We start from the raw sequence: 13,403 nt of genomic DNA on the forward strand, positions 1-13,403 counted from the left end.
GGGGTTCTCTCAACGTGCAAGGACCGAGGTGAGACCTGTCCCCCCTCACCCGGATCGCAAGAGCGATCCGACCTCTCCCCGCAAGCGGGGCGAGGCGGATTCTAATGCGCCTCGTCCCAATTGTTCGCGGCGCGGGCGTCGACCTGCAGCGGCAGCGACAGGATCACCGCCGGGAAAGGCGCGTCCTGCATCACCTTCTGCACCACCGGCAGCGTCGCCGCGACCTCGTCGTCGGGCACCTCGAAGATCAGTTCGTCATGCACCTGGAGCAGCATCTGCGCCGAGAGTTTTTTCTCGGTGAGCGCGTCCTCGACGCGGATCATGGCGCGGCGGATGATGTCGGCCGCGGTGCCCTGCAGCCGCGCATTGATCGCGGCGCGCTCGTTGAAGGCGCGCACCGAGGCGTTGGAGGCCTTGATGTCGGGGTAGTAGCACTTGCGCCCGAACAGCGTCGTCACATAGCCGTTGCGGCGGCAGAAATCCTTGGTCTCGTCCATATAGGCGCGGATGCCCGGGAAGCGCTCGAAGTATTTCTTGATGTAGGCCGAGGCCTCCTCGCGCGCGATGCCGAGCTGGTTGGCGAGGCCGAACGCCGAGATGCCGTAGATGATGCCGAAATTGATCGCCTTGGCGCGGCGGCGCACCTCGCTCGGCATATCCTTGATCGGCACGCCGAACATTTCGGAAGCGGTCATGGCGTGAATGTCGAGCCCGTCGCGGAAGGCCTGGCGCAGCACCGGCACGTCGGCGATCTCGGCGAGCAGCCGCAACTCGATCTGGGAATAGTCGGCCGACACCAGCTTGTGGCCCGGCGTCGCGATGAACGCGCGGCGGATCTTGCGGCCGTCCTCGGTACGAACAGGGATGTTCTGCAGGTTCGGCTCGTTCGACGACAGCCGGCCCGTGGTGGTCGCGGCCAGCGCGTAGGTGGTGTGGACGCGATGGGTCTGCGGATTGACATAGGTCGGCAGCGCGTCGGTGTAGGTCGATTTCAGCTTCGAGACCTGGCGCCACTCCAGGATCTTCTTCGGGAATTCGTGGCCTTGCTCGGCGAGCTCGTCGAGCACCTGCGCGGTGGTCGACCACGCGCCGGTCTTGGTCTTGCTGCCGCCGGGCAATCCCATCTTGCCGAAGATGATGTCGCCGATCTGCTTCGGGCTGCCGACATTGACCGGCTCGCCGGCGATCTCCTGGATCTCGGCCTCGACGCGCGCAGCGGTCTGGGCGAAATCGCCCGACAGCCGCGACAGCACCTGGCGATCGATCGAGATGCCGCGGCGCTCCATCCGCGCCAGCACCGAGACCAGCGGCCGCTCCAGCGTCTCGTACACCGTCGTCATCCGCTCGGCGACGAGACGCGGCTTCAGCACCCGCCACAGCCGCAGGATCACGTCGGCACTTTCGGCCGCATATTCGCTGGCCTTGTCGATCGTGACCTGATCGAAGGTCAGCTTGCCCTTGCCGCTGCCGACGAGGCCGCCGTAATTGACGACGGCGTGGCCGAACCAGCGCTCGGCGAGCGCCTCCAGCGCATGCGAGCCGCGGCCGGCATCGAGCGCGTAGCTCATGAGCTGCGCATCGTCGATGTTGCGCAGGGTGATTCCGTGCTGCGCCAGCATCACCGAGGTGAACTTGACGTTGAAGCCGACCTTCTGGATTCCAACGGACTCCAGCAGCGGCCTCAGCGCCGCCAGCGCCTCGGCGGTCTTGATCTGGCCCGGTGCGAGGCCGGCATCGAACAGGCCCGCGCCGCCGCCGGCCTGCCGGTGGCCGAGCGGGACGTAACACGCATCATTTGGCGCCAGCGCCAGCGCAAGGCCCGCGAGCTCGCCCTGCATCGGGTCGATCGATTCCGACATCGCCTCGATCGCGACATAGCCGGTGTCGGGCACGCGGGCGATGAAGGCGTGGAGCTGATCGAGGCTGCCGATTGCCTGATACGCCTTGCGGTCGAAGCCAATTTTCCGGATCGCCTCGCCGCGGGCCTCGGCCAGCGCTGCCGGCGTGCCCTTGCGGTTCGAATTCTTGTCGTCGCGCGCGCCGGTCGGCTTGGCTTTCGGCAGCGGCGCCGCGGCCGATGTCGGATCGTCTCCGGGCACAGGCGTCACATCCGACGGCGGCAATGGCGAGAACACGCTCGCGCCGCTCTTGTTGCCGGGATCGGCATCGACATTGGCCGGGTCGATCTGCGCGTAGTCGGCGACGCGCCGGGTGAGGGTGGTGAACTCCATCGCCTTGAGGAAGGCGATCAGCCGGCGCGAGTCGGGCTCGTTCACGGCGAGGTCGTCGAGCGGCACTTCGAGCTCGACCTTGTCGTCGAGCAGCACGAGCTGGCGCGAGATCCGCGCCTTCTCGGCGTTCTCGAGCAGCGCCTCGCGCCGCTTCGGCTGCTTGATCTCGCCGGCACGGAACAGCAGCTGATCGAGATCGCCATATTCGATGATCAGCTGCGCGGCGGTCTTGACGCCGATGCCGGGCACGCCGGGCACGTTGTCGGTGGAGTCGCCGGCCAGCGCCTGCACCTCGACCACCTTCTCCGGCGGCACGCCGAATTTCTCGATCACCTCGTCGCGGCCGATGCGGCGATCCTTCATCGTGTCGTACATCACGACCTTGTCGTTGACGAGTTGCATCAGATCCTTGTCCGATGACACGATCGTCGTGGTCGCGCCGCGCTCGCTGGCGAGCCGCGCATAGGTCGCGATCAGATCATCGGCCTCGAAGCCGACCTGCTCGAGGCAGGGCAGTTCGAAGGCGCGCACCGCCTCGCGGATCAGCGCGAATTGCGGGATCAAATCGTCGGGCGCCGGCGGCCGGTGAGCCTTGTAGTCGGGGTAGAGCTTGTTGCGGAACGTGATCTCCGACTTGTCGAACACGATCGCCAGATGCGTCGGCCGGTTGTCCTCGGGCATGTCGCGGAGCAGCTTCCACAGCATGTTGCAGAAGCCGAGCACGGCGTTGACCTGCAGCCCGTCGGATTTGCGGTTCAGCGGCGGCAGCGCGTGGTAGGCGCGGAAGATGTAGGACGAGCCGTCGACCAGGAAGACATGGTCGCCCTTCGCCGTGGCCTTGGCGGCGACGGGCTTGGGGTCGGTCTTCGATGCGGGCTTGGCGGGGGCTTTGGAGGCTGTTTTCGGCATGGCCGAAACTTAGGGATTTTTGCGCGGATTGACAGCCTTTGCTGTGTGGATTCTGGGTGTGTCGCACAGCCAAATCGATAAATTCGAGGATGATGCAGGGCGTAGTCCCGTCATCCTGAGGTGCGAGCGCAGCGAGCCTCGAAGGATCGACGGCCACCAGCCGGGCCGTGCATCCTTCGAGACGCCGCTGCGCGGCTCCTCAGGATGACGGGAATAGCGCCGGGACGACGACGTTACGCCTTGTCGCCGGTCGGCGAGAACAGATAGCCGCCGCCGCGGATGGTGCGGATCACCGACGGCTTGGTCGGGTCGAATTCGATCTTGCGGCGGATGCGCATGATGCGCAGGTCGACGGCGCGGTCGAAGGCCTCCGCGTCGCGCGCATTGGCGAGTTCCAGCAGCCGCTCGCGCGACAGCACCCGCTTCGGGTTGGCCGCGAACACCTTCAGGAGGCCGAATTCGGAGGCCGTCAGCGGATGCTCGTTGCCCTCGTCGTCGCGTAGCGCCTGGGCCTCGAGATCGAGCCATTTGGTGCCGAACCGAACCAGCTGCTCCTTTTCGGCCTTCGCGTTCGCCGGTTCCGGCGCCGCCGCTTTCGCCGGCCCGCTCCGCCGCAGCACCGAGCGGATGCGTGCCATCAGCTCGCGCAATTCGCAGGGCTTGGCCACGTAGTCGTCGGCGCCGAGCTCCAGCCCGACCACCCGGTCGATCGGGCTGGCAGTAGCTGTCAGCATGATGACGGGGACGTTGATCTTGCTCTTGAGGTCGCGAATGATCGACAGCCCGTCTTCCTCGGGCATGTTGAGGTCCAGCACCACGAGATCGGGCGTGCAGCCCTCGATCTCCTTGCGCAGGCTCTTGCCGCCATCGCACAGCGTCACGCCGAAGCCGTGCATCTTGAGGTAATCGCCGACCATTTCGCGGGCCGGCGCCTCATCGTCCACGATGAAGATATGCGGGTTCTGGCTCATGATGTCTCTGTTGCCGGCAGTGTAACCGTAAAGGTCGACCCCTGTCCGGGGCCCGGGCTCTGCGCGGTCACATGGCCGCCATGCATGTCGATGATGCGCTTGACAATGGAAAGGCCGAGCCCGGTCGAGCTTTCGCCCGCGGTCGGCTTGGCCGACAGCCGCTGGAACCGGCCGAACAGCCGGCCGAGATCCTCGGGGCTGAGGCCGGGGCCCTGGTCGGCAATCCGGATCACGGTGTCGTCGCCCTCATGGCTGACCGTGACCGTGATCTTGCCGCCGATCGGCGAGTACTTGATGGCGTTGCTGACGAGGTTGTCGATCGCCTCGCGAATCCGGTCAGCGTCGCACATCGTGACGAATTGCTGCGGCCCCGAGACCGAGATGCTCTGCTGCTTGTTGACGGCCGAAGGCAAATTCGCCTCGGTGACCTCGTTGACCAGGGCCGCGACGTCGACCGGCTCGCGGCGGATGGTGATGTCGAAGGCGTCGGCCATCGCGTCCGAGATCAGATGGTCGACCATCGAGGTCAGCCGCTTGGTCGCGTCCCTGATGTGCTCGACCTGCGACGTGACGTTTTCCTTCGGCGAGCCGGCGCCGATCAGTTCGGTCAGCATCTCGGTGCGTCCGAGGATCACGCCGAGCGGGTTCTTCAGATCGTGAGCGACGGTGCCGAGGATTTCGTTCTTGAAGCCGTTGGCGCGCTGCAGCCGCAGCCATTGCGCCGAGAGCCGCCGGTTGGCCTGCATCAGCGCGCGGGTGCGCTGCGCGACGCGGTCCTCGAGCTGGGTGTTGGCCTCGTGCAGCTGCTGGTAGAGGATCACATTGTCGAACGCGATCGACAGCCGGCTCGAGAAGATCTCGACCAGCGCACGGTCGGTGTCGGAGAGCTGGCGCTCGGCCTGCAGCAGCACCACGACCTCGCGGCCGCTGCCGGTGCGCGAATAGAGCACGCTGCGGTGGTCGGCGAACTCGTTCTTGCGGCGCTGGAATGCTTCCTCCACCATGTGCCGCAGGTCCGGATCGAGCGCCTTCGACGAGGTGGTGCCGATGAAGCGGCTGTAGCAGCCCGAGCAGGCCAGCACCGAGAAATCGGCAGCCGCCGAATTGCCGTCGTCGCGCAGCACCAGAATGCCGGCGCAGTCGACGTTGAGCAGCGAGGCGAGCTGGGTCAGCACGCCCTCGGCCAGCCGCTGCATCGACTTGAAATCGTACAGCGTCGAGGCCGCGTCGATGATGATCTCGAGCCCGCGCCGTGTCTGCACCATGCGCTCGAGCTGCTGGTAGCTGCGCAGCGCGGCCGTCAGCGACGTGAACAGCTTGTCGGCGGTGAGCTCGGTCTTCGCCTTGTAGTCGTTGATGTCGTATTGCACGATGACGCGCCGTTCCGGCGCCTGGCCGGGCTGGCCGGTGCGCAGGATGATGCGCACGGTCTCGTTCTTGATCTCGTTGCGGATGAACTCGACGAGCTCGAGGCCGGCGACGTCGGTCTCCATGATGACGTCGAGCAGCACGGCTGCGATGTCGGGGTTGTCCCGCATCAGCGTGCGGCCTTCGGCCGCAGAGTAGGCCGAGAGGATCTCCAGCGTCGAACCGTTCAGGTTGTAGTCGCTCAGCGCGAAGCGGGTGCCTTCATGGACGGCGTGATCGTCGTCGATAACGGCGATCTTCCATTTGCGGGCCGACGAGTCCTCCTGGGGGCTCTCGGTATCGTCGATCAGTTGGAGGACATCGTCCTGTTCGGCCATTGACTGGTTCCGTCGGCTGCTGCGTCAGCGATCGTGGGCTCGCCCTTGGCAGCCCCCTTGGCGATCCTGGGCATGATAATGCGAAAAGTGGTGCCTTGTCCTACCCTTGACTCCAGCATCATGCGTCCACCGAGCTGCTGGGTGACGAGGTTATAGACGATGTGGAGGCCAAGGCCCGTACCACCTTCGTTGCGGCGCGTCGTAAAGAACGGGTCGAACGCCTGCCGCTGCACGTCCGGCGTCATGCCAGCCCCGTCGTCTGCGAAGATGATCTCCACATCGTCAGCGCCGCGCCCGCGCGCCGAGATGGTGATGGTGCCGGAGCGGCCATCGGCAAAGGCATGATTGACGGCGTTGAGGAAAAGATTGGTTAAGATCTGCCCATAGGCGCCGGGATAGCCGTCGATCAAGAGCCCCTCGGGCACATCGACCGAGAGCGCGATCGCGGCCTTCTTCAGCACCGGCCGCAGGCTCGCCACGATCTGGTCGGTGGATTCGCTCAAGGCGAACTGGCGGCGTTCGGCATGCGAGCGGTCGACGGCAACCTGCTTGAACGACTGGATCAGCTCGCCGGCGCGCGTCAGGTTCGAGACCAGTTGCTGCGATGCGTCACGCGAGGCGCGGACGAACTCGTCGAGCTTGGAGCGGCGCAGCGGCTCGGTCTTCAAATCGTTCTCGAACATCTCGCTGCGGCGGGCAAAGCTCGACGCCACCGTCAGGCTGATGCCGATCGGATTGTTGACTTCGTGGGCGACGCCGGCAACGAGGCCGCCGAGCGCGGCGAGGCGTTCGGCATCGATCAGGTTCTGCTGCGCGGTGTTGAGCTCGAGCAGCGCGCTTTCGGCCTCCTCCTTGGCGGTGCGCAGCTCGTCCTCGGTCTTGCGCTTGGCGATCGCGTTTTCGCGGAACACTTCGACCGCGCGCGCCATGGCGCCGACCTCGTCCTTGGCCGACGTGCCCTGCACCGGCCGGTCGAGGTCACCCGAGGTGATGGTGCGCATCGCGGCCATGATCTGCGCCAGCGGCAGCCGGATCGACAGCGCGATCATGACGCCGGCCGACATGATGACGCCGAGGAAGATCACGGCAATCGACAGCACCCGGCGCGAGATCGAGGTCAGCGTCTTGTCGAACGTCTCCTGCGCCTTCTGCTCGCGCTGGCGCATCTTCACCGAGAGATCGTCGATCGCGCCGATCGCATCGGCCTGGCTGGCGTCGATCGAGTTGCGCAGCAGATCGGTGCGGTTGGTGAGCTGCTCGCTGAGCTTGCCGAGCCCGTCGCGCAGCTCGGCGGTCTTGACCTTGAGCCGCGCCAGCGCCATGCGCTGCAGATCGTTCTCGGCCAGATCGGTCATGACCGGAATCGTCCGCTCGATCGTATCGATGTTGCGGCGGGCTTCCTCGGCCGACGAGGAGGCAAGCGAGAGGTAGTAGGCGTTGGCGGCGACCAGCAGCGAGGTGAACGCCTCGCGCGACTTGCCGAGCGCGGGCCAGATCAGCGCATCGCGATGGCCGGTCGCGCCCTCGATGATCGAATAGAGCCCGGCCATGTCCTTGGTCGGCGACAGCACCTGCTCGTCATAGGTCTTGGCGATCCTGGTCTGCACGGTGCGCAGTTCGCCGAAGCCGTCGAGGAAACGGCTGGTGACCCGCTCCAGCTGCTCGACCGAGCCTGACAGCATCGGGTCGGTCGAGGCCCGGTTGGTCAGCGTGCCGAGCACGGCCTCGCGGAGCAGCAGGATTTCCGCGAACAGGTCCGGGCTCGGCTGATTGATGTAGCGATGGATCAGGTTCTGCAGACGGCTGGTCTCGCTTTCGAGCTTGGCCAGGATCTTGTCGGATTCCCGCACCTGGCGGACATCCTCCCAGGCCGAGCCGAGCACCTTCGAGCCGTTCCAGATCAGCACCGCCAGCACGATCACGACCGCCGAGTTGAGCAGGGCGATCGAAAGGATGCGCCAGCGGATCGGGACCGCACGCAGCAACTGGACGATGCGGAAACGGCCCTGCGGCCCGAAGGCCGCCCGCCGTCTCACAGTCCCGTCCTGCTCTGGTGCGTCCAAGATCCGGTTACTCCATGTTGCGGATGCGTTCGATCAGCGCTGATATCGCAGGATCGCGCTCGGCCCTGGCGTAGATGCCGGCCATTGCGGCTTCGAGCGGCTTGCGGTCGATGTCGGTCACGATCTTGACGCCGGCCAGCTCCGCCTGCTTGCGCGAACGCTCCTCGAGCTCGCGCCATCTCTCGCGCATGTAGGCGCTGGAGCGTTGCGCGGCCTCGCGGAAGATCGCCTGCTCCTCCGGCGAGAGGCTGGCCCAGGCCCTTTGCGACATCAGCAGCACGTCCGGACTGAAAGTGTGCCGGGTCAGCGTGTAGTAGCCGGCATATTTGTAGTGACCGGTGGTGACGAAGGACGCCCAGTTGTTCTCGGCGCCGTCGATCAGCCCGGTGGCGAATCCGGTCAGCACCTGGCCGTAGGGCATCTGGACCGGCTGGGCGCCGAGCGCGCGCACCATGTCCGACATCCGTTCGGATTGCTGCACGCGCACCCGCAGTCCCTTGAGGTCGTCGAGCGAACGCACCGGGCGCACGCTGTTATAGATCGAGCGGGCGCCGGAATCGTAGAAGGCCAGCCCGACGAAGCCGTGATCCCCGAGACTGTTCAGGATCTCGCTGCCGATCGGTCCATCCAGCACGGTTTGCAGGTGTTCGGGCGATCGAAACAGGAACGGCATTGCCAGCACGTTGACCGACGGCACCATTGTCCCGATCAGCGCGACATTGGTCCGGTTCAAATCGATGGCGCCGGCCCGGGTCTGCTCCAGCGTCTCCTTCTCCTCACCGAGCTGGCGGGAATGGAAGACCACGATGCGGTGCCGGCCGGCGGTGCGTTCAGCGATCAGGCGGTCCATGTAATTCAGCGCCTGGACGGTCGGATAGTCCTCATTCTGGGTATCGGCGGTCCGAAATTCGCGCGCGAAAGCGCTCGCCGGGACCGCTGCCCATGACAGCGCGACGGCAAGCATCGTTATCCGCGAAAGGCCGGCGCGGCGGTACACAGGCTACTATTCCCCTTGTGAATTGTGTCCTGAGCGGGAAGAAAAGGTTCAACGCATTTTTAGCAGAATGGCGCTGGTTCGCCATCGGCCAAACGTTAAATCCGCGGTGCAACCTGCGGTGTCGGTTGAATCTGCGGTTGTAGCGCCTTATGAGGGCGTGTTGGCATCCGGGAACGGCTCGTCGTGAAGTTCGCTTTGAAGCTCCTGTACCTCGTCGTCGCGGCTCTTCTGCTTGTGTCGCCGGCGCGGGCGGCCACCGAGATCATGTGGTGGCACGCGATGTCGGGCGAGCTCGGCAAGCAGCTCGAGAAGCTTGCCGCCGATTTCAACGCCTCGCAATCCGACTACCGGATCGTGCCCGCCTACAAGGGCAACTATACCGAGACCGTCACCGCGGCGATCTTCGCCTTCCGATCGCGCAGCCAGCCGGCGATCGTTCAGGTCAACGAGATCGCGACCGCAACCATGATGGCGGCCCGCGGCGCGATTTATCCGGTGTTCGAGCTGATGCGCGATCAGTCCGAGGCGTTCGCGCCGTCGGCCTATCTGCCCGCGGTGGCCGGCTACTATGCCGATGTCGACGGCAACATGCTGTCGTTCCCGTTCAATGCCTCGACGCCGATCCTCTACTACAATAAGGATATGTTCCGGTCCGCCGGGCTCGATCCGAGTGTGCCGCCGAGGACTTGGCCGGAGCTCGGCGTCGCGGCCAAGCGGCTGCGCGCGGCGGGCGCGATGTGCGGCCTGACCACGTCGTGGCCGTCCTGGATCAATGTCGAGAATTTCTCCGCCTTCCACAATCTGCCGATCGCGACCAAGGCCAACGGGTTTTCCGGGCTCGACGCCCAGCTGATCTTCAACAATCCGCTGGTGGTTCGCCACATCGCGCAGCTCGCGCAGTGGCAGGCCGACAAGACCTTCGACTACAGCGGCCGCGGGCAGGCGGCCGAGCCGCGCTTCCAGAAAGGGGAGTGCGGCATCTTCATCGGCTCGTCGGGCACGCGCGCCGACATCAAGGCCAATTCCAAATTCGAGGTCGGCTACGGCATGATGCCGTACGAACCCGACGTGCAGGGCGCGCCGCAGAACTCGATCATCGGCGGCGCGACGCTGTGGGTGCTGCGCGACCGGCCGCGCGCCGAATATGCCGGCGTGGCGAAGTTCTTCGCCTATCTGTCGCGGCCGGAGGTGCAGGCCACCTGGCACCAGAACACGGGCTACCTGCCGATCACCCGCGCCGCATTCGATCTGACTCGCGCGCAGGGTTTCTACGATCGCAATCCCGGCGCCTCGATCTCGATCGAGGAGGTGACGCTGAAGCCGCCGACCGACAATTCGAAGGGCATCCGCCTCGGCTCGTTCGTCCTGATCCGCGACGTGATCGAGGAGGAGCTCGAGCAGGTGTTCGCCGGCAAGCGATCGGCGCAAGCCGCGATGGACAACGCCGTCGAGCGCGGCAACCGCCTCTTGCGCCAGTTCGAGCGCGCCAATCCGGATAGGTGAGGGGCATCCAAGCTGCTCAAACTGTTTCTCCGTCATCCTGAGGAGCCGCGAAGCGGCGTCTCGAAGGATCGACGGCCACCAGTCGGGCCGATTCATCCTTCGAGGCTCGCTCCGCTCGCACCTCAGGATGACGGGGATAGATTCCGCTAAGAGATTCCTTGAAATGATATCCCTTCCTCTCCTCACCGACTACGACAGCTACCGTGCCTGGCGCAGCGACACGTCGCGCTGGCTGCCGGTCGCGCGCGATATTGCTGATGGCCACGGGCTGTCGTGCGTCGCGCCGCATGTGTTCTCGACCGGCACCAATCTGGTTGTCGGGCTGGACGATGGCCTGATCCTCAAACTCTTCCCGCCGTTTCTGCGCCCGCAATTCGTGTCCGAGCGCGGCGCGCTTGCCGAGTTGCGCGGACGGCTCGGCATTCCGATTCCCGATCTTGTCGTGCAGGGCGAGCGTGACGGCTGGCCCTATCTCGTCATCACCCGCCTGTCCGGCACCGTCGGCTCGGAAGTGTGGCCATCGCTGTCGGAAGCCGAGCGCGAGCGCGTGCTCGCCGAGATCGGGGCCGTGATCGCCGAGGTGCAGCGCGTGCCGCCCGGCAGCCTGCGCGCGATCGAGCCGCACTGGGAGGCCTTCATGCGCGGGCAGATCGCGCAGTGCCGGGCGCGGCATGAGCGGCTCGGCCTGCCGGCGAAATTGCTCGCCTCGCTCGATGATCTGCTGCGTGACGCCACTGAGTTGATCCCGATGAACGCGCCGCCGGTGATCCTGACCGGCGAATACATCCCGGAGAACTTTCTGCTCGGGCGCCGGGCCGACGGCTGGCACGTCGCCGGCCTGTTCGACTTCGGCGACGTCCGGACCGGATGGGGCGAGTACGACCTGCTCGGCCCCAGCGCCTTCATGGCCGCCGGGCATCCGCGCCGGGTGCGCAGCCTGTTCGATGGTTTCGGCATCTCGCGCACTGATGTGACGTTCACCCTGAAGCGGCGGCTGATGGCACTCTTGATGCTGCACTCTGCCAGCGATCCGCTCCGGCACATCTGCATCGAAGGCTGGCCGGACCGGGTCGACGACTTCGTGCAATTACAGGAACTGATCTGGCCGGATTAGCGCTCTTCAGCGCGCGACATCCATTGCGGCCACAAAGCGAGCAGGAGTCATTTTCTGCTCATCTATTGAGCATATAGCCCGTCTTTGTATGCAATTGGCGATCTGAGAGCTTGCCCGACCGGGATACCGGTCGACGTTTTACCTTGCTCCGGCAAGGCATTAGCAGGACATAAGTTTCATTAAGGGTTGGCACAATCCTTGCGATCTGAGTTCCAAGGCCGTTTCCCAAGGCGTTGGAGCATCACATGAAGCGTCGCGATTTCCTCAAATCGGTGTCTGGACTGGCGGCGGGGGCGCTGGCGCCGACCGCGCCCGCGATCTGGTCGCCGGCCAAGGCCGACGCGCGCTCCGAGACGCTGCTGATCGTCTCCGAAGGCGGCCCCAACAATCTCGATATCCACGGCGTCGGCACCAACGTGCCGGGCTACGAGGTGTCGTGGAATTGCTACGACCGCCTGATCAGCCACGAGATGAAGAGCGGTCCGGGCGGCGTGCCCTATTACAACCGCGACAAGTTCAAGCCCGAGCTCGCCGAGGACTTCAACATCGGCGACATGTCGGTCACCTTCAAGCTGCGCAAGAACGCCAAATTCCATGACGGCACGCCGGTGACGGCGAAGGACGTCAAATGGTCGCTCGACCGTGCGGTCAGCGTCGGCGGCTTTCCGACCTTCCAGATGAGCGCGGGCTCGCTGACCAAGCCCGAGCAGTTCGTGGTCGTCGACGACACCACGGTGCGCGTCGACTTCCTGAAGAAGGACAAGCTGACGATCCCCGACCTCGCTGTGATCGTGCCCTGCGTCGTCAATTCCGAGCTCGTGAAGAAGAACGCCAGCGAGAAGGATCCGTGGGGCCTCGAATTCACCAAGCAGCAGACCGCGGGCTCCGGCGCCTACAAGGTGACCAAGTGGACCGCCGGCACCGAAGTCGTCATGGAGCGCAACGACGAGTGGGTCTGCGGTCCGATGCCGAAGATCAAGCGCGTGATCTGGCGCATGGTGCCGCAGGCCGGCAACCGTCGCGCGCTGCTCGAGCGCGGCGACGCCGACATCTCCTATGAGCTGCCGTTCAAGGACTTCCAGGAGATGAAGGCGAACGGCAAGCTCAGCGTGGTCTCGCTGCCGTTCTCCAACGGCATCCAGTATATCGGCATGAACGTGACCAAGCCGCCGTTCGATAATCCCAAGGTACGGCAGGCGATGGCCTACGCGATGCCGTATCAGAAGATCATGGATGCGGTGCTGTTCGGTCTCGCCAACCCGATGTTCGGCGCGGCAAAGGACAAGCCGACCGAGGTCGCCTGGCCGCAGCCGACCAAGTATTTCACCGACATGGAGAAGGCCAAGGCGCTGCTCACTGAAGCCGGCTACGCCAACGGTTTCGAGACCACGATCTCGTTCGACCTGAATTTCGCAGGTGTCAACGAGCCGCTTTGCGTGCTGGTGCAGGAGAGTCTGGCGCAGCTCGGCATCAAGACCACGATCAACAAGGTGCCCGGCGCCAATTGGCGCACCGAGCTCACCAAGAAGGAAATGCCGCTGTTCACCAACGTGTTCTCGGGCTGGCTCGATTACCCCGAGTACTTCTTCTACTGGTGCTATCACGGCAACAATTCGATCTTCAACACGATGAGCTACAAATCGCCCGAGATGGACAAGCTCATCGACGGCGCACGCATTGCCGCCGCGAATGGTGACACCGCGGCCTACGACGCCGACGTCAAGGGTTTCGTCGATCTCGCCTTCGCCGACATCCCGCGCATCCCGCTCTATCAGCCCTTCGTCAACGTCGCGATGCAGAAGAACGTGACGGGCTACCAATACTGGTTCCACCGCCGCCTCGACTATCGCGCGATGGCGAAGGGGTGAGG

General features: G+C 65.0%; 8 protein-coding genes. 3 read left to right on the plus strand and 5 right to left on the minus strand.

What is annotated here, in order from left to right; all coding sequences use genetic code 11:
• Positions 1-101 precede the first annotated feature (101 nt).
• The 5 genes from polA to J2R78_RS20105 form a co-directional block, all read right to left on the minus strand.
• Complete coding sequence (gene polA, locus J2R78_RS20085; protein ID WP_253606375.1) at positions 102-3,140, minus strand: DNA polymerase I; 3,039 nt, start codon at positions 3,138-3,140, stop codon at positions 102-104.
• 233 nt (positions 3,141-3,373) lie between these two features.
• Entirely contained in the window at positions 3,374-4,111 is a 738-nt protein-coding gene (locus J2R78_RS20090) for a response regulator (protein ID WP_076831064.1), read from the minus strand.
• Positions 4,108-5,856 (minus strand): DUF3369 domain-containing protein, encoded by a 1,749-nt coding sequence (locus tag J2R78_RS20095; RefSeq protein ID WP_092078609.1) that lies wholly within the window; start codon positions 5,854-5,856, stop codon positions 4,108-4,110. The genes J2R78_RS20090 and J2R78_RS20095 overlap by 4 nt, the downstream gene beginning before the upstream one ends.
• The gene (locus J2R78_RS20100) at positions 5,826-7,892 is read right to left on the minus strand and encodes a HAMP domain-containing sensor histidine kinase (RefSeq protein ID WP_253606376.1); all 2,067 of its coding nucleotides are present in this window, start codon (positions 7,890-7,892) and stop codon (positions 5,826-5,828) included. Before J2R78_RS20100 ends, J2R78_RS20095 begins: the two co-directional genes overlap by 31 nt.
• A 34-nt stretch (positions 7,893-7,926) precedes the next feature.
• Positions 7,927-8,883: a TRAP transporter substrate-binding protein gene (locus J2R78_RS20105; protein ID WP_253606378.1), complete on the minus strand. Its 957-nt coding sequence runs from the start codon at positions 8,881-8,883 to the stop codon at positions 7,927-7,929.
• 216 nt (positions 8,884-9,099) lie between these two features.
• Here J2R78_RS20105 and ugpB point away from each other — a divergent pair, with 216 nt between their 5' ends.
• The 3 genes from ugpB to J2R78_RS20120 all read left to right on the plus strand — a co-directional run bounded on the left by ugpB (position 9,100) and on the right by J2R78_RS20120 (position 13,401).
• The gene (gene ugpB / locus J2R78_RS20110; protein WP_309145007.1) at positions 9,100-10,419 is read left to right on the plus strand and encodes a sn-glycerol-3-phosphate ABC transporter substrate-binding protein UgpB; all 1,320 of its coding nucleotides are present in this window, start codon (positions 9,100-9,102) and stop codon (positions 10,417-10,419) included.
• A 163-nt stretch (positions 10,420-10,582) separates the two neighbouring features.
• Complete coding sequence (locus J2R78_RS20115; RefSeq protein ID WP_253606379.1) at positions 10,583-11,533, plus strand: phosphotransferase; 951 nt, start codon at positions 10,583-10,585, stop codon at positions 11,531-11,533.
• Positions 11,534-11,778: 245 nt separating this feature from the next.
• Entirely contained in the window at positions 11,779-13,401 is a 1,623-nt protein-coding gene (locus J2R78_RS20120; RefSeq protein WP_253606380.1) for an ABC transporter substrate-binding protein, read from the plus strand.
• Positions 13,402-13,403: the final 2 nt, after the last annotated feature.

The organism is Bradyrhizobium sp. USDA 4538, assembly GCF_024171045.1.
In the GTDB taxonomy this organism is placed as follows: Bacteria; Pseudomonadota; Alphaproteobacteria; order Rhizobiales; family Xanthobacteraceae; genus Bradyrhizobium; species Bradyrhizobium australafricanum.

What these genes read in the sequence shown, in the direction of transcription:
- J2R78_RS20120 (WP_253606380.1), top strand. Translation starts at nt 11,779, where the DNA reads ATGAAGCGTCGCGATTTCCTCAAATCGGTGTCTGGACTGGCGGCGGGG.
- J2R78_RS20115 (WP_253606379.1), top strand. Translation starts at nt 10,583, where the DNA reads ATGATATCCCTTCCTCTCCTCACCGACTACGACAGCTACCGTGCCTGG.
- J2R78_RS20095 (WP_092078609.1), bottom strand. Translation starts at nt 5,856, where the DNA reads ATGGCCGAACAGGACGATGTCCTCCAACTGATCGACGATACCGAGAGC.
- J2R78_RS20090 (WP_076831064.1), bottom strand. Translation starts at nt 4,111, where the DNA reads ATGAGCCAGAACCCGCATATCTTCATCGTGGACGATGAGGCGCCGGCC.
- polA (WP_253606375.1), bottom strand. Translation starts at nt 3,140, where the DNA reads ATGCCGAAAACAGCCTCCAAAGCCCCCGCCAAGCCCGCATCGAAGACC.
- J2R78_RS20105 (WP_253606378.1), bottom strand. Translation starts at nt 8,883, where the DNA reads ATGCTTGCCGTCGCGCTGTCATGGGCAGCGGTCCCGGCGAGCGCTTTC.